Below are 21,260 nucleotides of genomic sequence, written 5' to 3' on the forward strand. Positions count from 1 at the left end.
AGCACAGGAGATTCAAACGTGAAAGGTTTCAAGGGCTTTATCGGTATCGTCGGACTGGCGTTGTGTTCGGCCAGCGTCTGGGCCGATCTGCCTCAAAGTTCGATTCTGAGCCGTTACGGCATCAGCCCTGATCAACTGCCGAGCCCGGCCACAACCGAAGTGGCCGAGCCGGTCGAAGAGAAAAGCCTGTTTCAGATCCAGCCCGAACAGCCGTTCGTGACGATTCGCCTGGGTGACGGCAAGCAGCCGCAAACCACCGGCAACCTGAGTATCGACCGCATGGCCCAACAAGACCTGGAACGCTGCCAGCGTTTGCAGGGCGAAGTGGTCAGGCGCGGTGGCACGTACATGCCTTGCGACGGCAGCCTCCCGGGCCTACGGGCCTTCGAATAGCACTCAACGTTGCTCGTTCCCACGCAAAGCGCGGGAGCGAGCAGTGCAGCGCGTCAGTCTTCCTTGCGCACGGTGGCCACTTCATCGGCGCGTACTTTCACCTTGGCGCCGGAAATGTCCTCGAATTCATAGAAGCCGTCCTTGGTTTTGGTCTTCGGCATGTCCTTGGTCAGATATTGCGTGCCGTTCTGCAGGGTGACCACGGTCTGCGTCGAGCAGCCGCCCAATACCAGCAGCGCGGCAACCGCCAAAGGAATGCCCAATGTCTTGATGTTCATAGCCACCTCTTGATCCTCATTCCATGTGATACCGAGCATTGTCGGTCTTCTAACGCGGTTGGTGCCATTGCGGTGGAAAAAGTTCGATGTCCTGATCAAAAAATGCCATTGATCTTTTTCCGTTTGCACCGGACAGGGCAGAGCTGTTATCTGTACGCATAACCAGTACTCGCTCGCCATGGCCCTGAATTCCCGTGACCGCCAATCCCCTCGACGACCCGTTCTATTACCTCAACAACTTCCGGCAAGTGCTTGATTGGCTTGAGCTTCGCTATGCCGATGTGATGAGCGCGACGGAGCATGCCTTTATTCGCGACTTCCGTGCATTGCCCAAGCCGGCGCAAGGCTTGCTGGTGCGGATGGTGATGCGCAAGGGCGTGCACTTTCGCGCCGGCAAACTCGCCTATGCGGAAATTGGCGACATCGCTGTGGCCGCACAGCCGCTGCTGGATCACGGTTGGCTCGATGAGCACGCGGCGCTGAGCATGGCAGAGGTGTTTGACGTCTTGCTCAAGGCCGAACTCCTGCAAGCGTTCGCTGCGTTCATCGAACAACCCAAAGGCCGCAAGGACGATTGGCTGCCGCTACTCGCCGAGCAGTTCGCCGACACCCGTAGCCTGCGCGATTGGGCGCCGTCGCTCGACGAGCGTCTGTTCAGCCTGACCATCATGGACCTGTGCGATCGCTTGCGGCTGATGTTCTTCGGCAATCTGTATCAGGACTGGTCGGAATTCGTCCTGGCTGACCTCGGTATCTTCACCTACGAAAAAGTCGAGTTCTGCGCCGATTCCCGAGGCCTGCGCAGCCGCGAAGACGTCGACGCCTGCCTGTTCCTGCACAACTGCCAGTTGCGTTTCGAAGCCGGGGAACCCCTGCAAAGCATTGTCGAGCAAGTCACCACGTTGCAGTTCGACAACCCGTGGTTGCAACGTCGGCGTGGCAAGGTGCTGTTCCAGATAGGCCAGTACTGTGAGCGCATCAGTGAATTTGCCCTGGCCCTGAGTATTTACCGCGACTGCGCCTACCCCGGCGCGCGGCTACGGATGATCCGCGTGCTGGAGCGCTGCGCCGAATACGCCTTGGCGCTGGAACTCGGCACGCTCGCCGAGCAGGCCCCCGAAAGCGCTGCCGAACAACAGGGCCTGCAACGGATGTTGCCGCGTCTGCGACGCAAACTCGGTGGCCCACCGTTGAAACGGGCCGCGCCACGACCGGTTGAACGCCTTGACTTGCAGTTGCCGCGCAGCGATCCGGCGCTGTCGGTGGAGTATTACGTGCAGGCGCATTTGCACGAAGACGAGGGCCCGGTGCATTACGTGGAAAACAGCCTGATCAACTCGCTGTTCGGCCTGTTGTGCTGGCCGGCGATTTTCGCGCCGCTGCCGGGGGCGTTCTTCAATCCGTTCCAGCGTGGCCCGGTGGACCTGCTCAATGAAGACTTCCAGCAACGCCGCGCCGAACTGTTCGGCGCCTGCCTGGCGGAACTGGATGACGGTCGCTATGCGCAGACCATTCGCGAACGCTTCGTCGGCAAATGGGGCATCCAGTCGCCGTTCGTCTTCTGGGGCGCGCTGAATCAAGACTTGCTGGAGCAGGCGCTGGCCTGCCTGCCCGCCGAACACCTCAAACACTGGTTCAGCCGCTTGCTGCTCGACATCAAGGCCAACCGCGCTGGCATGCCCGACCTGATCCAGTTCTGGCCACAGCACAAAACCTACCGAATGATTGAAGTCAAAGGCCCCGGCGACCGCTTGCAGGACAATCAATTGCGCTGGCTGGAGTTCTGTCACCAACACCAGATGCCCGTTGCCGTGTGTTACGTGCAATGGGCGGAGCAGAGCGCTTGAGCTACAGCATTGCCGTGCGCGCGTTGTGCGAGTTCACCGCGAAGACCGGCGACCTCGACCTGCGTTTCACGCCATCACCCACGGCACTCGAAGGCATCGCCGGGCACCGCACCGTGGCCTCGCGGCGCAGCGATAAATATCAAAGTGAAGTGGCGCTGGAAGGCGAGTTCCTGCAATTGAAGGTCAAGGGCAGGGCGGATGGCTACGACGCGGCGCAAAACTGCCTGGAGGAAGTCAAAACCTACCGTGGCGACCTGAGCAAGCAACCGGGCAATCACCGGCAACTGCACTGGGCCCAGGCCAAGGTCTACGGCTGGTTGATGTGCCGCAAACTGGATCTGCCACAGATCAACCTGGCGCTGGTGTATTTCGACATTGTCAGCGAAAAGGAAACCTGTCTGGTCGAAGCGTTCAGCGCGCAAGCCCTGCAAGCGTTCTTCGAACAACAGTGTCGATTGTTTCTGGCGTGGGCCGATCAGGAAATGGCGCACCGCGAGGCGCGTAACCGGGCGGCGCAGCAACTGAGCTTTCCCCATGCGGATTTTCGTCCCGGTCAGCGGCATCTGGCCGAATCGGTGTTCAAGGCCGTCAGCACTGGCCGTTGCCTGATGGCGCAGGCGCCCACTGGCATCGGCAAAACCCTCGGCACGTTGTTCCCGATGCTCAAGGCGTTGGCGCCGCAGCAACTGGACAAGGTATTTTTTCTCACCGCCAAGACCCCCGGCCGCCAATTGGCGCTGGACGCCAGCCAGGCGTTGTTCGATCAGTCGCCGGGCTTGCCGTTGCGCGTGTTGGAGATGGTCGCCCGGGACAAGGCCTGCGAGCACCCGGACAAAGCCTGTCATGGCGAATCCTGTCCGTTGGCGCAAGGCTTCTACGATCGCCTGCCGGCGGCGCGTGAAGCGGCCAGTCGAGTCAACCTGCTCAATCAGGCGGCGATGCGCGAGGTGGCCGCGCAGCATTCGGTGTGCCCGTATTACCTCAGCCAGGAAATGGCCCGTTGGGCTGACGTGGTCGTCGCCGACTACAACTATTACTTCGATTTCAGCGCGCTGCTGTTTGGTCTGGCGCAACTCAATCAATGGAAGGTCGCGGTGTTGGCGGACGAGGCGCACAACCTGGTCGAGCGCGGCCGGCAGATGTACAGCGCCAGTCTTGATCAGGCGACGCTGGGCAGCGTGCGCAAAGCGGCACCCGAAGCACTGAAAAAGTCCCTGCAACGGATCAACCGTGAATGGAACGCTTTGCACTCACCGCAATTGGCGCCGTATCAGGCCTATGACAAGGCGCCGGAAAAACTTCTGCAAGCAATCTCTTTGTGCTGCGCGGCCATCGGCGATTACCTCAATGATCACCCGCAAGGACTCGACAGCGGCCTGCAGAATTTCTATTTCGACCTGCTGCAATTCGCCCGCGTGGCAGAGCTGTACGACGAGCACTATCTGTTCGACATCAGCAAACGCGACCTCGAGCGCAAACGGCCGCTGTCACAGCTGTGCCTGCGTAACGTGGTGCCGGCGGCGTTCATTGGCCCGCGCCTGAAAGCGGCGCGCAGCAGCGTGCTGTTTTCCGCCACCCTCAGCCCGCGCCACTATTACGCCGATCTGCTTGGAACCCCGGCCGACACCGTGTGCATCGACGTCGAGTCACCGTTCAGTGCCGAGCAATTGCAGGTGCACATCGTCAGCCGCATCTCGACGCGCTTCACCCACCGTCAGGCTTCGCTGGAGCCCATCGTCGAACTGATCGCCCGCCAGTTCAGCGAACGCCCGGGCAACTATCTGGCGTTCTTCAGCAGCTTCGATTACCTGCAACAGGTGGCGACGTTACTGGCCGAGCGGCACCCGCACATCACGCTGTGGCAGCAGTCGCGCGGCATGGCCGAAGGGCAGCGGCAGGCGTTTCTCGAGCAATTCACCGCTGACAGCCAGGGTGTCGGTTTTGCCGTCCTTGGCGGCGCGTTCGGTGAAGGCATCGACTTGCCCGGGGCGCGTTTGATTGGCGCCTTCATTGCCACGCTGGGGCTGGCACAACTCAACCCGGTCAACGAACAGCTGAAGCGGCGCATGGCCGCGCTGTTCGGCGCCGGCTATGACTACACCTACCTGTACCCCGGCTTGCAGAAAGTGGTGCAGGCCGCCGGCCGGGTCATCCGCACACGTCAGGATCGCGGCGTGGTGATGTTGATCGACGACCGCTTTGCCGAGAGCCGGATCAAACAGTTATTGCCCAAGTGGTGGGCCGTGGATCGTGCACTTGCCAATACGCTCAAGGCTGATCCAGCAATTAACATCACGGTTTAGCAGGCGTGGCCTTTTCAAACGATGGGTTTGACGCATACTCCTGCTAATACTCTATGTGCTGTGAGTCGTACCTGATGATCAAGAACACCAAAACCGCTGCGATCGAAGAGATGCGCTTTCGGCTGCTGATAGATGCAGTGGTCGATTATGCGATCTACATGATCGATCCGGACGGCATCATCACCAGTTGGAACAGCGGCGCGAAGCGTTTCAAGGGCTATGAAGAAGCCGAGATACTCGGCGAGCATTTCTCACGGTTTTACACCGCCGACGATCGCGCCGCCGGCATGCCGCAAAGGGCACTCGATACGGCGATCCGTGAAGGGCGCTTCGAGGGTGAAGGCTGGCGTGTGCGCAAGGACGGCACCAACTTCTGGTCGCACGTGGTGATCGACCCGATCATTGATCCGAACGGCAAGCTCTTGGGTTTCGCCAAGATCACCCGCGATCTGACCGACCGCAAAATGGCCGAGGAAACCCTCAAGCAAAGCGAGCAGCAGTTCCGTTTGCTGGTGCAAGGCGTCACCGACTACGCGATTTACATGCTCAGCCCTGAAGGCCGCGTCAGTAACTGGAATCAGGGGGCGCAGCGGATCAAAGGCTATTTGCCGGAAGAAATCATCGGCAAGCACTTTTCGATTTTCTACACCCCCGAAGACCGTGAACTCGGCGAGCCGCAGCGCGCGCTGGAGATCGCTACCCGCGAGGGCCGTTTCGAGAACAAGAGCTGGCGCATGCGCAAGGACGGCACGCGTTTTCTGGCGCACGTGGTGGTCGATGCGATTCGCGGCGAAACCGGCACGCTGCTCGGGTTTGCCAAGATCACCCGTGATGTCACCGAGGCCCATCAAGCCCAACAGGCACTGGAGAAAACCCGCGAGGCGTTGTTCCAGGCGCAGAAAATGCAGGCCATCGGTCAGCTCAGCGGCGGCATCGCCCATGATTTCAATAATTTGCTGACGGTGATCCTTGGCAACCTGGAGATTCTGCAGAAGCGTACTGGCGATGACCCGAAAATCAACCGCTTGCTGGAAAACGCCACCCAAGGTGCGTTGCGCGGTGTCTCGCTGACGCAACGGATGCTGGCGTTCGCCCGGCGACAGGAACTCAAGACCGAGTCGGTTGATCTTCCACAACTGATCCAGGGGATTACCGGGCTGTTGCGCAGTTCACTGGGGCCGGGGATTCGCATCGAAACTCGCTTTCCAGAAGACCTTTCGCCGGTGCTGGCCGACACCAACCAACTGGAACTGGCGGTACTCAATCTGGCCACCAATGCCCGCGACGCGATGCCCGACGGCGGTAGCGTGGTCATCAGCGCGCAGCCGGAAGTCGTGCTTGAACAGAGCCATTCAACGCTGGCGGCAGGGCGTTACGTCTGCCTCAGCCTGGTCGACAGCGGAGAAGGCATGGATGCCGACACCTTGGCCTCGGCCAAGGATCCGTTTTTCACCACCAAAGGTTTGGGCAAAGGCACCGGGCTAGGCTTGTCGATGGTCCACGGCTTCATCGAGCAATTGGGCGGACGTTTCATCCTCAGGAGCGAAAAGGGCCAGGGCACGGCCGCTGAACTCTGGTTGCCGGTGGCCGGCGAGACCGTGACGCGCCAACCTCTGTTGCTGCCTGTCGAACCGATTACGGTGCCTCGGCTCAGTGTTCTGGTCGTGGATGACGACTCGTTGGTCCTGACCAGCACCAGCCTGTTGCTTGAGGACCTCGGTCATCGGGTGGTCAATGCCACTTCGGGGGCTCAGGCGCTGGCGCTGTTCGATCAGCACGAGATGATTGATCTGATGATCACCGACATGGCCATGCCGCAGATGAGCGGAGCGCAACTGGCCCATGCGGTGCGTCTGCTCAAGCCGGATTTGCCGATCATTCTCGCCACCGGTTATGCCGAACGCCTTGAGGGTTTCGCCGCGCAGTTGCCGCGTCTGCCGAAACCGTTCAACCAGATGAATCTGGTGGAGGTCATTGCCCAGGCGATGAAATGACGCCCGGCAAATCCGACTGAACTTGTCAGAATGCGCGCGCTTCTAAACGCTTTCCCCCTCCCGGAGCGTGCGTCTCTTGCCTCGCATACTGACCCAGCCGACGGCTGAAGAAACCCTGACCGAACATAACGCCAAGATGTTCGGCTCACCCAAGGAACGGCTGGATTTTTATCGTCGCGAGATCCAGTACGAAACCAGCATTCTGGCGAACCGTACCGATGCCTATCTGGCGGCGCAGTCCTTTCTGGTGATCGCCTTTGCTTCGTGCATGGCCAACCTCAACCCGGAGTGGGGCAAGTTGTTCACGCTGGTGGTGCCGCCGTTTCTGGCGTTGCTCGGTCTGCTCAGTTCGTTGAATGCCTGGCCGGGCATTCGTGCGGCGTATGACATCATCGATCACTGGCATTTCAAGCAGAGTCACTTGCTGCACAGCGAGCCGTTGATGGGGCTGGCGTATGACGAATCGCCGCTGTTCAGCGAGATGGAGTCGAGCCACAAGGGCTATCGCAAGTCGCTGCTGTTTTCGGTGCGCACGCCGTGGATCTTTGCGACGTTCTGGGTGTTGTTGGGGAGTTATGCGGTGTTTATTCAGGTGACCAATCCAGGGGGGTAATTGGTCTTCACGCAAAAGCCCGGCTCAGGTAGCCGGGCTTTTTCATTCGCTTGGATTTTGTGGTGCACTTTTGATCGATCCCCCTCACCCCAACCCTCTCCCCCAAGGGGGGCGAGGGGGAAGGGAGCAGTTCTTGGTTGTACTCAAGATCTGCGTTCAACTCGATATCTCAGGTCGGCGTACCTCAACCATTCACCTCGGTCAGTTCCCTTTCCCGGAGAGGGGGAAGGGAGCCGATCTGTGGTGTGGTCAAAATTTGTGTTCGACGCGGTATTTCAGGTCGATGTAGCTCGAGCATTCAACTCGTTCGGTTCCCTCTCCCTCCGGGAGAGGGCTAGGGTGAGGGGCTTTTGCGGATCACTCCACCGTTTCGAGCTGGCGGCGCAACGCCACCGAGTTCTGCGAGGACATCGGGATCGGCGGGAAGTCCTCGTTCAAGACGCACAAATGGTCGATGGCGTCTTCAAACATCAAATCGGCTTTCTTGCGCAGGGCTCGGTAGTGCTCGAATTGTTCGATGTCCAGATTTTCCACTTCAAGCAGCGCATTGGCCGCTCGGTTGAGAGTGTGGGCGTTATCGAACAATTGACGATTGCGTTCCAGAGCCAGCGCTCTGCAAGCCTTGATTTGCGCAGGAGTCGAGCATTCTTTCATGACCGTAACCTTATTCTTCGGGATTCCTTTTCACAGGCTGAACGCCGCAGGGGAACCGAACCTGCCGGGCCCCGCCGAATCAATCCGGCGGGGAGTTATGCTTGTGACTGTCGACATTCGCGCAGGGATCCATTTTTTTTCAGAAAAAAATTCGATGGTTTCCTGCGAAGATTCCCAGCAAAAAAATCAGCTTTTTTGTTCCTTGCGTTGTTCGTAGCGAGCGAGGATCGGTTGTGTGCTGATGCCGTGCAGCAAAATACTCAGCGCCACCACCGACAGCGTCAGGTCGGTACACACGCTGGCCACCGAGTCGGTCAGCTCGTGGTTCAAGGCATAAAACAGATAGAACAGGCTGCCGATGCCGCGGATGCCAAACCAACCGATCAACAGCCGTTGCCGCCCCTCCAGTAGCCGACCCCACGGCATCAAGGCCACACAGACCGGGCGAATCAGGCAGAACAACACACCACCGACCCACAACGCGCGCCAATCCCAATGCGCCACCAGCACCACGCCGAGCAGGGTCACCAGAAACACTTCCATCGCGCGTTCGACCAGACCGCCGAACGACAACATATCGCCCATCATGATGCCGGCCGCGACCTGACTGCTTTCCAGCCTTGCGGTGTCGCCATGCACGGCGTGTTGCGGTTCGACGTTTTGATGGCCGACCACCGGCTGCACCAGATGTTCTGCGGGCGGCTGGCTGGCGCCGGTGGATTTCACTTCGACTTGGCGCAAACCGAGTCCGGCGGCGAATACCGAGAGAAAGCCATAACCGCCAATGGCTTCGGCAACCACATAGGCCAAGGCGATCAGCGACAGCGCCAGATAATCGTTGGGGCTCAAGGTGCTGTCGTCATTGCGGATGCGCAGCGACAGGGTCACGCGACCGATACCGCGGCCCATCCAGTAACCGGTCAAAAGGCCCGCAGGCACTGCCCACAAGACGCTGCGCACAACCCAGCCCTGCCACTCGGCGGCAGTGCCATCACCGTGAAGCAACAACAAGCCGAGGATCACAAAAGGGAAAGCGATGCCGTCATTCAGTCCGGCTTCACCGGAAAGGCCGAACCGCACGCTGTCGACATCCCGCGCATCGTTGACCTGCACCAATGCGGCAAGCACCGGGTCGGTCGGCGCCAGAATCGCGCCGATCAACAACGACGGCCCCCACGGCAACCGCAACCCCCAATGCAACAGCGCGCACACGCCGACAATCGTCAGCACCATCACCGGCCCCGCGAGGCCAAAGGCAATTCGCCAGCGCTTGTCGCGCAGCGGCAAACGCAGTTTCAGCCCGCAGACAAACAATGAAAAAAGCACCGCGACTTCCGTCAGGTGCTCCATCCACAACGAGGCGTCTTCCAATGGCAGTTTCAGCAGGTCGAGACCGCTGGGGCCGATGCCGATCCCCAGCAACAGACAGACCGCCGAGGTAGTGACCGGCATCCAGCGCAGGTACGACGAGGTCAGTGCCAGGGTCAGCAACACGGCGCCGAGCACCGCCACCCACACGACAAAACTCATGATGTGCCGCCCTCAAATGGTCGATGTGACGGCAATCGCACCGTGTTCAATGAGTCTTCAGCCTTACTGTAGGCGCTGGCGCAGGGATCATCACAGCATCGGCTTGCCGCCCGTCACGCCGTAACGCTGACCGGTGATGTAACTGGCTTCGTCCGAGGCCAGCAGCACATAAATCGGCGCCACTTCCACCGGTTGGCCGGGGCGGCCGAGCGGGGTGTTGCCGCCAAAATTCTGCACTTCATCGTCGGGCATGGTCGAGACGATCAGTGGCGTCCAGATCGGCCCCGGTGCTACGCAGTTCACGCGGATTTCCTTGGGCCCGAGCATTTGCGCCAGACCACCGGTGAAGTTGGCAATCGCACCTTTGGTGGTGGCATAGGCGAGCAGGGTGGGTTTCGGTAAATCGGAGTTGATCGAACTGGTGTTGATGATCGACGAACCGGCGCGCATGTGTTTGATCGCGGCCTGGCACAAGCGGAAAATCGCCGTGATGTTGACGTCGAAGGTCATCACCCATTCCTCGTCGGGGATTTCTTCGAAGGTTTCGTGGGTCATCTGGAACGCGGCATTGTTGACCAGCACATCGATGCGGCCGAAGCGTTCGACGGTCTTGTCGACCAAGGCCTGGCAATGGGCTTTCTGCGCAATATCGCCGGGCAAGAGCAGGCACTGGCGGCCGGCCTGTTCGACCCAGCGCGCGGTTTCCTGGGCGTCTTCGTGTTCATTCAAATACGCCACGGCAACGTCGGCGCCTTCACGGGCGAAGGCAATTGCCACCGCGCGGCCGATGCCGCTGTCAGCACCAGTAATCAGAGCAATCTTGCCGGCCAGTCGGCCTGAACCGACATAGCTTTGCTCGCCGCAGTCTGGATACGGTTCCATCTTGCGTTGCGAACCAGGCACGGCTTGGGCTTGTGCGGGGAAGGGTGGTTTTGGATAGTCGGTCATCGCAGGTCTCCGAGGTCTCAGGGCGGGTATGGGCGGTTGACCCGGTGCGTTTGCCGTGAGTTCGATCGGATTTACGACGCATTTTCCGATTTGGAAATGCAAAACCAATGTGGGAGCGAGCCTGCTCGCGAAAGCGGTGTATCAGTCACCATCTGTATTGAATGACAGACCGCCTTCGCGAGCAAGCTCGCTCCCACAGGGGATCATCTGAGGTTTCAGGTATTGCGTTGGGTCAGGGCGCGTTCCATGCGGGCGATGCCTTCTTCGAGCAGCGAACGCGGGCAGCCGAAGTTCAAGCGTACGAACTGCTGGTGTTGATCGCCGAAGTCCAGACCCGGGCTCAGACCCACCTTGGCCTGCTCAAGAAAGAACTGTTGCGGATTGTCCAGATCCAGCGCCGAGCAATCCAGCCATGCCAGATACGTGCCCTGCGGCACATTGATGCTCACGCCCGGCAAGCGGCTGCGCACCGCTTCAACCAGATAGTCACGGTTAGCCTGCAGGTAGGTTTTCAATTCAGCCAGCCACGGAGCGCCTTCGCTGTAGGCCACGCGGGTCGCCTCCATGCCCAGCGGGTTGACGCTGTCGACCATGCCGCAACGGGCGTGGTTGACGCGTTCGCGCAGGGCGGCGTCCTGAATGATCATGAACGAAGTCTTCAGGCCGGCGATGTTGTAAGCCTTGCTCGCCGACATCAGGGTGATGGTGCGTTGGGCAATTTCCGGACTAAGCGATGCGGTCGGAATGTGCACGCGACCGTCGAAACACAGCTCGGCGTGGATCTCGTCGGAGATGATCCAGGCGTCCTGCGCCGCGCAGATCTGCGCCACCGCTTGCAGTTCTTCACGGCCGAAGACCTTGCCGATCGGGTTGTGCGGGTTGCTCAGCAGCAGCGCGCCGCCACCGTTCAACGATTCACGCAGCACGTCCAGCGGGGTGGCGTAGGTGCCGTCGGCCTGCGCGACGAACTCCAGTTCAACCTTGTTCAACCCCCAGTGGCCCGGCGCGTGACGCAGCGGCGGGTAGTTCGGCACTTGCACCACAACGTTTTGCTGCGGCTGCACCAGCGCTTTCAAAGCCATGTTGAAACCGGACTCGACGCCCGGCAGGAAGATCAGTTCTTGCGGCTCCACCTTCCAGGCGAACTTGTTCCAGAGGTCGGCGACGATGGCTTCACGCAGGTTTTCCTGCGCCACGCTGTAGCCCACCAGCGGATGCAGCAAACGTTGCTGTAGCGCCTCGATCACCACCGGCGGCGCGGCGAAATCCATATCAGCGACCCACATCGGCAACACGTCGGCCGAATAGCGGCTCCACTTGGTGCTGCCGGTGTTGTGGCGGTCGAATACCTGATCAAAATCGAAAGTCATGCGCGGTCTCGTGAAGGCGGGAATGGTCCTGCCGAGCATTCTAAGCCTCATCCCCTGTGGGGGCGAGCCTGCTGCTTATAAGGTTCACACAATACCTGTGGGAGCGAGCTTGCTCGCGAAGGCGTCGGGTCAGTCAGCATCGATGTTGAATGACACACCGCTTTCGCGAGCAAGCTCGCTCCCACAGGGTTGGTGGCCTTCAGTGAAAGACCCGACAAACGGCCGACGGTCGGTTTTCACACAGATCGTGTGGTCATTGTCTACAGTGAAAAGGTCGGCACGCGTTTGCCGCAACCGTGATTGTCCAGATAAAACCCGGCTCAAGTACCGGGTTCCACCTGATCAGGAGTGCACGATGGATCTCAGCCGTCGTCAGTTCTTCAAGGTCGCCGGTATCGGCCTTGCAGGCTCGAGCCTGGGCGCGTTGGGCATGGCCCCGACGCTGGCCTTCGCCGAGCAGGTGCGCCACTTCAAGCTTGCCCACACCCATGAAACCCGCAACACCTGCCCGTATTGCTCGGTCGGTTGCGGTTTGATCATGTACAGCCAGGGCGATAACGCGAAGAACGTAGCGCAAAGCATCATTCACATCGAGGGCGACGCCGACCACCCGGTCAACCGCGGCACTCTCTGCCCGAAAGGCGCAGGCCTGCTCGACTTCATTCACAGCCCCGGTCGTTTGCTCTACCCGCAAACGCGCAAACCGGGCAGCAGTGAATGGACGCGGATCAGTTGGGACGAGGCGCTCGACCGCATCGTCGACCTGATGAAAGCCGATCGCGACGCCAACTTCATCGAACAAAATGCCAACGGGCAAACGGTGAATCGCTGGCTGACCACCGGTTTCCTCGCGGCGTCGGCGGCGTCCAACGAAGCCGGTTACATCACCCAAAAAGTGATTCGCAGTCTCGGCATGCTGGGGTTCGATAACCAGGCGCGTGTCTGACACGGCCCGACGGTGGCAAGTCTTGCCCCGACGTACGGCCGTGGTGCCATGACCAATACCTGGACCGATATCGCCAACGCGAATCTGATCCTGGTGATGGGTGGCAACGCAGCAGAAGCGCATCCGTGCGGCTTCAAATGGGTGACCGAGGCCAAGGCGCACAACGCTGCGCGGCTGATCGTGGTTGATCCGCGTTTTACCCGGACCGCTTCGGTGGCCGATTACTACGCGCCGATCCGCACCGGCACCGACATCGCCTTCATGGGCGGGCTGATCAATTACCTGCTGACCGAGGACAAGATCCAGCACGAGTACGTGCGCAATTACACCGACGTGTCGTTCATCGTCAAAGAAGGCTACGGCTTCGAAGACGGCATCTTCAGCGGCTACGACGTCGCCAAGCGCAGCTACACCGACAAGTCCGGCTGGGGTTACGAGCTGGGCGACGACGGCTTTGCCAAAGTCGACCCGACGCTGCAACACCCGCGCTGCGTCTATCAGTTGATGAAGGTGCATTACAGTCGCTACAACATCGACCTCGCGAGCCAGATTTGCGGCATGCCGGTCGACGCCATGCAGAAAATCTGGGAAGAGATCGCCACTTGCTCGATTCCGGGCAAGACCATGACGATTCTCTACGCCCTCGGCTGGACGCAGCACTCGATCGGCGCGCAGATCATCCGCAGCGCGGCGATGGTGCAACTGCTGCTGGGCAACGTCGGCATGCCCGGTGGCGGCGTCAACGCCTTGCGCGGTCACTCGAATATTCAGGGCCTGACTGACCTCGGTTTGCTCTCCAATGCACTGCCGGGTTACCTGACATTGGCCAGCGACAGCGAACAGGACTACGGTCAGTTCATCCACAAACGTACGCAAGTGCCGCTGCGTCCGGGGCAACTGTCGTACTGGCAGAACTACAGCAAATTCCACGTCAGCCTGATGAAGTCCTGGTACGGCGCCAACGCTACCGTCGAGAACAATTGGTGCTACGACCATTTGCCGAAGCTCGACATCCCCAACTACGACGTGCTGAAGATGTTCGACCTGATGAGCCAGGGCAAGGTCAATGGCTACTTCTGCCAGGGCTTCAACCCGATCGCCGCGCTGCCGGACAAAAACCGCGTGATGGGCGCACTGGCGAAATTGAAATGGCTGGTGGTGATGGACCCGCTGGCCACCGAAACCTCGGAGTTCTGGCACAACGTCGGGCCGTACAACGATGTGAAAAGCGAAGAGATCCAGACCGAAGTCATTCGCCTGCCCACCACCTGTTTTGCCGAAGAGGACGGCTCGCTGGTCAACAGCAGCCGCTGGCTGCAATGGCACTGGAAAGGCGCCGATGGCCCGGGCGAAGCGCAGACCGACATTCGCATCATGGCCGAACTGTTCCTGCGCCTGCGCAAGCGCTATCAGGACGAGGGCGGCAAATTCCCCGATCCGCTGCTGAAACTGACCTGGCCGTACAAGATTCCCGACGAACCTTCGCCGGAGGAACTGGCCAAGGAAATCAACGGCAGCGCTGTCGCCGATTTCACTGATGCCACGGGCGTCGCGGTCAAGGCCGGCTCGCAATTGGCCGGATTTGGTTTGCTCAAGGATGATGGCAGCACCGCGTCCGGTTGCTGGATTTTCGCCGGTAGCTGGACCGAGGCTGGCAATCAAATGGCGCGGCGCGACAACAGCGATCCGTTCGGTATGCACCAGCATCTCGGCTGGGCGTGGGCGTGGCCGGCCAATCGGCGGATTCTCTACAACCGCGCTTCGGCAGATGTCTCGGGCAAACCGTGGGATCCGAAAAAGCGTCTGGTCTGGTGGAACGGCAAGGCCTGGGGCGGCACCGACGTGCCGGACTACAAGGCCGACGTGCCGCCGGAAGCCGGGATGAACCCGTTCATCATGAACCCCGAGGGCGTCGCGCGATTCTTCGCCGTCGACAAGATGAACGAAGGCCCATTCCCCGAACACTACGAGCCGTTCGAAACGCCGATCGGCATCAACCCGCTGCACCCGCAAAACAAGAAAGCCACCAGCAACCCGGCGGCGCGAATCTTCGATTCGGTCTGGGAAACCCTCGGCGAGGCCAAGGACTTCCCGTACGCCGGCACTAGTTACCGGTTGACCGAGCATTTCCACTTCTGGAGCAAGCACTGCAAGTTGAACGCGATTGCCCAGCCTGAGCAATTCGTGGAAATCGGCGAAGTGCTGGCGAAAGAGAAGGGCATCGCTGCCGGTGATCGCGTACGGGTCAGTTGCAAGCGTGGCTTTATCGAAGCGGTGGCGGTGGTGACGAAAAGGATCCGGCCATTGCAGGTCAACGGCCAGGTCGTGCATCAGATCGGCATCCCGCTGCACTGGGGGTTCACCGGCCTGACGCGTCACGGTTACTTGACCAACACCCTGGTGCCGTTCCTCGGCGATGGCAACACCCAGACCCCGGAATCCAAGTCATTCCTGGTCAACGTGGAGAAGCTCTGATGGAGAATCTTTAAATGGCCAGCCAAGACATCATTGCCCGCTCGGCCACCACCACGGTGCCGCCATCGGTGAGGAATCAGGAGGCGGTGGCCAAGCTGATCGACACCACCAAATGCATCGGCTGCAAGGCCTGCCAGGTCGCCTGTTCGGAATGGAACGAGCTGCGCGACGAGGTCGGCCACAACCACGGCACTTACGACAACCCGCAAGACTTGAGCGCGGAAACCTGGACGTTGATGCGCTTCACCGAGCACGAAACCGATGCCGGCAACCTCGAATGGCTGATCCGCAAGGACGGCTGCATGCACTGCGCAGAGCCGGGTTGTCTGGCGGCGTGCCCGAGCCCGGGCGCGATCATCAAGCACGCCAACGGCATTGTCGATTTCGATCAGGATCACTGCATCGGTTGCGGCTATTGCATCACCGGTTGCCCGTTCAACATTCCGCGCATTTCGCAGAAAGACCACAAGGCCTACAAATGCACCTTGTGCTCGGACCGGGTGGCGGTAGGGCTGGAACCGGCCTGCGTAAAAACCTGCCCGACCGGCGCGATCGTCTTCGGCACCAAGGAAGACATGAAGGAACACGCCGCCGAACGCATCGTCGACCTGAAAAGCCGTGGCTTCGAGAACGCCGGTCTGTATGACCCGGCAGGCGTTGGCGGCACCCACGTGATGTACGTGTTGCACCACGCCGACACGCCAACCATCTATGCCAATCTGCCGCAAGATCCGGCGATCAGTCCGTTGGTGGGCCTGTGGAAAGGCATCAGCAAACCCTTGGGCCTGCTGGCCATGGGCGCGGCGGTGCTGGCCGGGTTCTTCCATTACGTGCGTATCGGTCCGAATCGGGTTGAAGAAGATGAACATCCAACGCCACCTGACACCTCAGTGCATGTCGTTGATCCGGCGGTGCACACCTTCGATCCACGCGGGGAGGAGCGGCCATGAGCAACAAGACGATCCTGCGTTACACCGCCAACCAGCGCACCAATCACTGGCTGGTGGCGATCCTGTTTTTCATGGCCGGGCTGTCCGGGCTGGCGTTGTTTCATCCGTCACTGTTCTGGTTGAGCAACCTGTTCGGCGGCGGGCCGTGGACGCGGATTCTGCATCCGTTCATGGGCGTGGCGATGTTTGTGTTGTTCCTCGGCCTGGTGTTCCGTTTCTGGCGCGCGAACTTCTTTATCGACAATGACTGGAAGTGGATGCGGCGCATTGATCACGTGTTGGTCAACGATGAAGAAAGCGTGCCGCCGGTGGGCAAATACAACGCCGGGCAGAAGCTGCTGTTCTGGACTTTACTGCTGTGCATGCTCGGTTTGCTGTTCACCGGGCTGGTGATCTGGCGCGCGTATTTCAGTGCGTATTTCGGCATCACCGTGATCCGTTGGGCGATGTTGTTGCATGCGCTGGCCGGGTTTGTGCTGGTGCTGAGCATCATCATTCACATCTACGCCGGGCTGTGGATCAAGGGTTCCGTGGACGCGATGCTGCATGGTTGGGTCAGCCGCGCCTGGGCGAAGAAACACCATGAACTCTGGTATCGCGAGATCACCCGCGATGAACGTCAAACGGACGTGCCGGAACGACCGATCACTAAAAAGGGCTGACGTTTGCCAACCATTCTTGAACCTGGGGAAATCGAAGCGGCGGCGAGTTCGCCGCCGTTTCTGCATCTGCCGCCTTCGAACCTGTTTGCGCTGCGGGCTGATCGACTGGAGCATCTGGCCGAGGGGCATGCGCTGGCGGAGTATTTGCGGCTGATTGCCGGATTGTGCCGGGTGCAGCAGAAGGTGTTCGATGATCCGCCACTGGTGGCGCCGTTTGATCAGCAACGGATCGAGGCGTGTCAGCAGCACGGTTTGCCGCCGTTTGCCGCCGACACGTTGGTGCGTGAGGAGGGCTGGCAGGCTTATCTTGAGGCTTTGTTGCAGCGTTATGATCCTTCTGAAAATCTCGCTGTTATTGATGCAGTGACGACGTTGCGGGTCGCCAGTACCGGCCAATTACGCGCGTGGGCCGTGGCTTTGGTCAGCGGCCAATACTCAATGGTGCCGGCGCAACTGGTGCCGTTTCTCGGTGCCGCGCTGCAAACAGCCTGGAGCCATTGGCTGCTCAGCGCGCCGAATCTGCAACTCAAACCCGGCGACAGCCTCAGCCAATGTCCGGCCTGTGGTTCGCCGGCGATGGCCGGGGTGATCCGTCACCGCGGCAAGCACAACGGTTTGCGTTATCTGGTGTGTTCTTTGTGCGCCTGTGAATGGCATGTGGTGCGGGTCAAGTGCGTGTATTGCGAGTCGAGTAAGGGTCTGGATTATTTCAGCCTTGAGGATGATCGCCATGCGGCTAATCAAGCGCCGATAAGGGCGGAAGTCTGTCCGGGCTGCAACAGCTATCTGAAACTGATTTATCTGGAAAATGATGCTGACGCCGAAGCGCTGTCAGCGGACCTGAGCAGTTTGCTGCTGGATATGCGTCTGGCGCAGGACGGTTGTCAGCGCTTGGCGCCGAACTTGTTGCTGGCACCCGGAGACGAGTGACAGCAGGGTCTACACTCTCGGCGAACGATCTGTTTCCAGGAGTGGCTGATGTCCCTGCGGTTACCTTCCATTGATGGTTTGTTGCGTCACCCGGCGTGTGTGCCTTTACTTGAGCGTCACGGGCGTGAGTCGTTGTTGGCGAGTTTGCGCCAGTTGCTCGATGAGCTGCGGCCCGGTGTGTTGAGCGGGCAATTATCAGCCGTCGAAATCAGCCCCGAAGTGCTCGCCGGCCGCGTCGGTGAACGCCTCGCCCAGCAACAGCGCAGCAACGTGCGCCGAGTGTTCAACCTCACCGGCACCGTCCTGCACACCAATCTGGGCCGCGCCTTGTTGCCGGACGAAGCCATCGACGCCGTGCAAATGGCCGCGCGTTATCCGCTCAATCTGGAATTTGATCTGGCCAGCGGCAAACGCGGTGATCGTGATGATTTGATCGAAGGCCTGATCCGCGAACTGACCGGCGCCGAAGCCGTCACCGTGGTCAACAACAATGCCGCCGCCGTACTGCTGACACTCAACAGTTTGGGCGCACGCAAGGAAGGCATCATTTCCCGTGGCGAGCTGATCGAAATCGGCGGCGCCTTCCGCATCCCCGACATCATGGCCCGCGCCGGCGTGCGTCTGCACGAAGTCGGCACGACCAATCGGACTCATGCGCGCGATTACGAAGCGGCGATCAGCCCGCGCAGCGGTTTGATCATGCGTGTGCATGCGAGCAATTACAGCATCGAAGGATTTACCGCGCGGGTGCCGACTTCGGAACTGGCCGAGTTGGCCCATCGACATGGTTTGCCGTTGCTGGAGGATCTGGGCAGTGGCAGTCTGTTGGATCTGACGCGCTGGGGGTTGCCGGCCGAACCGACGGTGCGGCAGGCGCTGCTCGATGGCGCTGATATCGTCACGTTCAGTGGCGACAAATTGCTCGGAGGGCCGCAGGCCGGGCTGATCGTCGGGCGTAAAGAGCTGATCGCGAAGATCAAGAAGAACCCGCTGAAACGCGCATTGCGGGTCGATAAAATGACCTTGGCGGCGCTGGAGGCGGTGCTCGGTCTGTACCGCGATCCGGATCGCCTGGCTGAACGTCTGCCGAGCTTGCGTCTGTTGACTCGCCCGCGAGCTGACATCTTCGCCCAGACCTTACGTTTGCAGCCGTTCATGGCTGAGTTGTTGGGTGAGCGCTGGCAGGTCAGTGCAGTCGAGGCCTTGGGCATGATCGGCAGTGGCAGCCAACCCGTCGCGCGTTTGCCGAGTGCGGCGCTGTGTTGTCGCCCGCAAGTCTCGAAGCGTTTACGCGGTCGTTTCCTGCTGAATCTGGAAGCAGCGCTACGTGCATTATCGATCCCGGTGCTCGGGCGCATCGACGACGACGCTCTGTGGCTGGACCTGCGCCAACTCGACGATGAACCCGCATGGCTCGCGCAATTGCCGCAGTTGCAGGTCGCGCCGTGATCGCCGGCACGGCGGGGCACATCGACCACGGCAAGACCTCGCTGCTGCAAGCCCTGACCGGACAAACCGGCGACCGCCGCCCGCAGGAACGCGAGCGCGGGATGACCATCGATCTTGGCTATCTGTATGCCGAACTCGAACCGGGCGCGGGGCTGACCGGGTTTATCGACGTGCCCGGCCACGAGAAATTCACCCACAACATGCTCGCCGGTGCGCAGGGCATTGATCTGGTGTTGTTGGTGGTCGCAGCGGATGACGGCGTGATGCCGCAGACCCGTGAACATCTGGCGATTGTCGAACTGCTCGGTATTCCGCGCGCGTTGGTGGCGATCACCAAGTGTGATCGGGTCGAGACGGGCAGGGTGGAGCAGGTGCAGCGGCAGATTCTGGACTTGCTTGAGCCGGGGCCGTTTGCCCAAGCGCCGATCTTCACGGTGTCGAGCGTAAGCGGCCAAGGTGTCGATGAGTTACGCCATGCGTTGCTGCTAACGCAACGTGAAGTGCAGGAGCGCAGTCGCGAAGGCGGTTTTCGGCTGGCCATCGACCGTGCGTTCAGTGTCGCTGGCGCGGGGATTGTGGTCACGGGCACGGCGTTGTCGGGCACGGTTACCGTCGGCGACAAACTGATGCTCGGGCCTGCCGGGAAATCCGTTCGGGTGCGCGGGCTTCATGCGCAAAATCAGCCTGCCGATCAGGCGTTCGCCGGGCAACGGGTGGCTTTGAATATCAGCGGCGAACGTCTTGAACTCGCGCAGATCCATCGCGGCCAATGGTTGCTGGCCGAGTGGCTGCACGCCCCGACGCAACGGCTCGACATCGAGTTTCAACTGTTGCCCGGCGAACGCACCTTCGAACATTTCCACCCGGTGCATGTGCACCTCGGCACGCAAGACGTGATTGCCCGGGTGGCCTTGCTTGAAGGCCCGCGCTTGAGTCCCGGCGAGCGCATGTTTGCGCAACTGCTGATCAATGCGCCGGTGCATGCGGTGAAAGGTGATCGACTGATCTTGCGCGACCAAAGTGCGCAACGCACCCTCGGTGGCGGTCAGGTGCTCGATCCGTTCGCCCCGGCGCGGCAACGTCGCAGCCCGGAGCGTCTGGAGCAATTGCGCGCCTTGATCTCAGGGGACGAATTCGAACAGGTCTTGCCCGTATTGCTCAACTCCAGCGCGGGAGGCCTCGACCCGCTGCGCCTGGAGCGCCAATTCAATCGCCCGCGCTCCACCTGGGCGTTAGCGGAAAACGTGCGCCTGATCGACACCCGCCAAGGCCCGGTGCTGTTCAACGTGCAACGCTGGGCGCAACTGAAATTCACCCTGCTGGAACAACTGGCGCAGTTCCACGAACTGGAACCCGACCAGATGGGCCCGGATCGTGATCGCCTGCGTCGCTTCAGTGGTTTGGCGCTGGAGCGTTCGACGTTTGTCAGTTTGCTGGATGAATTGCTGGCGGCCGGATCGATTCAGGCAAGCGGGCCATGGCTGCATTTGCCGGATCATCAGGTGCGCCTGAATGCCGAGGACGAAACCCTTTGGCAGCAACTGCAACCGCTATTCGAAAACGCCGAATTCGACCCGCCATGGGTTCGTGATGCTGCCAAAATGCTTAGCCAGGACGACGCCGTGGTCCGTCTGCTGCTGCGCAAACTGGCGCGGCTGGGTTTGATGCATCAAGTGGTGCGCGACCTGTTTTTGAGTGATGGGCAACTGCACCGAATGGCCGACGTGTTGCTCAAACTGGCCAAGGAAAACCCGCAGATCCAGGTGACAACCTTCCGCGATGCGCTAGGCTTGGGACGCAAACGCTGTATTCAGTATCTGGAATATTTCGACCGCGTCGGCCTGACCCGCCGCATCGGCGAATCCCGCCAGATCCGCCCCGACAACGCGCTGGCCAACGCCTGCGCACAATGAGTTAA

At 60.4% G+C, this 21,260-nt stretch carries 16 protein-coding genes; 11 read left to right on the plus strand and 5 right to left on the minus strand.

Going from position 1 to position 21,260, the window contains the following annotated elements:
• Positions 1–18: 18 nt before the first annotated feature.
• Positions 19–393 carry a hypothetical protein gene (locus tag A8O26_RS11115; protein WP_064118028.1) on the plus strand — a complete coding sequence of 125 codons (375 nt, stop codon included), beginning with the start codon at positions 19–21 and terminating at the stop codon, positions 391–393.
• A 53-nt stretch (positions 394–446) separates the two neighbouring features.
• Here the strand turns inward: A8O26_RS11115 and A8O26_RS11120 are convergent, their stop codons facing one another.
• Entirely contained in the window at positions 447–671 is a 225-nt protein-coding gene (locus tag A8O26_RS11120; RefSeq protein WP_064118029.1) for a YgdI/YgdR family lipoprotein, read from the minus strand.
• A gap of 194 nt (positions 672–865) precedes the next feature.
• Here A8O26_RS11120 and A8O26_RS11125 point away from each other — a divergent pair, with 194 nt between their 5' ends.
• From A8O26_RS11125 to A8O26_RS11140, 4 genes are all read left to right on the plus strand, one after another.
• On the plus strand, positions 866–2,518 hold the full coding sequence (locus A8O26_RS11125) for a VRR-NUC domain-containing protein (RefSeq protein WP_064118030.1): 1,653 nt from the start codon (positions 866–868) through the stop codon (positions 2,516–2,518).
• Positions 2,515–4,821, plus strand: a complete 2,307-nt coding sequence (locus A8O26_RS11130; protein ID WP_064118031.1) for an ATP-dependent DNA helicase — start codon at positions 2,515–2,517, stop codon at positions 4,819–4,821. The genes A8O26_RS11125 and A8O26_RS11130 overlap by 4 nt, the downstream gene beginning before the upstream one ends.
• 74 nt (positions 4,822–4,895) lie before the next feature.
• The gene (locus tag A8O26_RS11135) at positions 4,896–6,815 is read left to right on the plus strand and encodes a hybrid sensor histidine kinase/response regulator (RefSeq protein ID WP_064118032.1); all 1,920 of its coding nucleotides are present in this window, start codon (positions 4,896–4,898) and stop codon (positions 6,813–6,815) included.
• A gap of 76 nt (positions 6,816–6,891) precedes the next feature.
• The gene (locus A8O26_RS11140) at positions 6,892–7,428 is read left to right on the plus strand and encodes a hypothetical protein (RefSeq protein WP_064118033.1); all 537 of its coding nucleotides are present in this window, start codon (positions 6,892–6,894) and stop codon (positions 7,426–7,428) included.
• 357 nt (positions 7,429–7,785) lie between these two features.
• Here A8O26_RS11140 and A8O26_RS11145 read toward each other — a convergent pair whose 3' ends face one another.
• The 4 genes from A8O26_RS11145 to A8O26_RS11160 all read right to left on the minus strand — a co-directional run bounded on the left by A8O26_RS11145 (position 7,786) and on the right by A8O26_RS11160 (position 11,930).
• Entirely contained in the window at positions 7,786–8,082 is a 297-nt protein-coding gene (locus A8O26_RS11145; protein WP_064118034.1) for a hypothetical protein, read from the minus strand.
• A 186-nt stretch (positions 8,083–8,268) separates the two neighbouring features.
• The gene (locus A8O26_RS11150; protein ID WP_064118035.1) at positions 8,269–9,612 is read right to left on the minus strand and encodes a cation:proton antiporter; all 1,344 of its coding nucleotides are present in this window, start codon (positions 9,610–9,612) and stop codon (positions 8,269–8,271) included.
• Between the two features lie 90 nt (positions 9,613–9,702).
• Positions 9,703–10,560 carry a glucose 1-dehydrogenase gene (locus tag A8O26_RS11155; protein WP_064118036.1) on the minus strand — a complete coding sequence of 286 codons (858 nt, stop codon included), beginning with the start codon at positions 10,558–10,560 and terminating at the stop codon, positions 9,703–9,705.
• Between the two features lie 215 nt (positions 10,561–10,775).
• Entirely contained in the window at positions 10,776–11,930 is a 1,155-nt protein-coding gene (locus A8O26_RS11160; RefSeq protein ID WP_064118037.1) for a MalY/PatB family protein, read from the minus strand.
• Positions 11,931–12,285: 355 nt separating this feature from the next.
• Here A8O26_RS11160 and fdnG point away from each other — a divergent pair, with 355 nt between their 5' ends.
• Genes fdnG through selB form a run of 6 tightly spaced genes read left to right on the plus strand, consistent with a single transcriptional unit; the run spans position 12,286 to position 21,255 of the window.
• The gene (gene fdnG, locus A8O26_RS11170) at positions 12,286–15,351 is read left to right on the plus strand and encodes a formate dehydrogenase-N subunit alpha (RefSeq protein ID WP_155740652.1); all 3,066 of its coding nucleotides are present in this window, start codon (positions 12,286–12,288) and stop codon (positions 15,349–15,351) included.
• A gap of 14 nt (positions 15,352–15,365) precedes the next feature.
• On the plus strand, positions 15,366–16,301 hold the full coding sequence (gene fdxH / locus A8O26_RS11175) for a formate dehydrogenase subunit beta (protein ID WP_034154153.1): 936 nt from the start codon (positions 15,366–15,368) through the stop codon (positions 16,299–16,301).
• Entirely contained in the window at positions 16,298–16,963 is a 666-nt protein-coding gene (locus tag A8O26_RS11180) for a formate dehydrogenase subunit gamma (protein ID WP_064118040.1), read from the plus strand. Before fdxH ends, A8O26_RS11180 begins: the two co-directional genes overlap by 4 nt.
• 3 nt (positions 16,964–16,966) lie before the next feature.
• Positions 16,967–17,893, plus strand: a complete 927-nt coding sequence (fdhE, locus tag A8O26_RS11185) for a formate dehydrogenase accessory protein FdhE (RefSeq protein ID WP_064118041.1) — start codon at positions 16,967–16,969, stop codon at positions 17,891–17,893.
• 45 nt (positions 17,894–17,938) lie between these two features.
• Positions 17,939–19,342 (plus strand): L-seryl-tRNA(Sec) selenium transferase, encoded by a 1,404-nt coding sequence (gene selA / locus A8O26_RS11190; protein ID WP_172828150.1) that lies wholly within the window; start codon positions 17,939–17,941, stop codon positions 19,340–19,342.
• Positions 19,339–21,255: a selenocysteine-specific translation elongation factor gene (gene selB, locus A8O26_RS11195; protein ID WP_064118364.1), complete on the plus strand. Its 1,917-nt coding sequence runs from the start codon at positions 19,339–19,341 to the stop codon at positions 21,253–21,255. Before selA ends, selB begins: the two co-directional genes overlap by 4 nt.
• Positions 21,256–21,260: the final 5 nt, after the last annotated feature.

Origin of the sequence: Pseudomonas fluorescens (genome assembly GCF_001648775.1) — a bacterium.
GTDB classification, from domain to species: Bacteria; Pseudomonadota; Gammaproteobacteria; order Pseudomonadales; family Pseudomonadaceae; genus Aquipseudomonas; species Aquipseudomonas fluorescens_M.

What these genes read in the sequence shown, in the direction of transcription:
- A8O26_RS11120 (WP_064118029.1), bottom strand. Translation starts at nt 671, where the DNA reads ATGAACATCAAGACATTGGGCATTCCTTTGGCGGTTGCCGCGCTGCTG.
- A8O26_RS11135 (WP_064118032.1), top strand. Translation starts at nt 4,896, where the DNA reads ATGATCAAGAACACCAAAACCGCTGCGATCGAAGAGATGCGCTTTCGG.
- A8O26_RS11145 (WP_064118034.1), bottom strand. Translation starts at nt 8,082, where the DNA reads ATGAAAGAATGCTCGACTCCTGCGCAAATCAAGGCTTGCAGAGCGCTG.
- A8O26_RS11150 (WP_064118035.1), bottom strand. Translation starts at nt 9,612, where the DNA reads ATGAGTTTTGTCGTGTGGGTGGCGGTGCTCGGCGCCGTGTTGCTGACC.
- A8O26_RS11155 (WP_064118036.1), bottom strand. Translation starts at nt 10,560, where the DNA reads ATGACCGACTATCCAAAACCACCCTTCCCCGCACAAGCCCAAGCCGTG.
- A8O26_RS11160 (WP_064118037.1), bottom strand. Translation starts at nt 11,930, where the DNA reads ATGACTTTCGATTTTGATCAGGTATTCGACCGCCACAACACCGGCAGC.
- fdxH (WP_034154153.1), top strand. Translation starts at nt 15,366, where the DNA reads ATGGCCAGCCAAGACATCATTGCCCGCTCGGCCACCACCACGGTGCCG.
- A8O26_RS11180 (WP_064118040.1), top strand. Translation starts at nt 16,298, where the DNA reads ATGAGCAACAAGACGATCCTGCGTTACACCGCCAACCAGCGCACCAAT.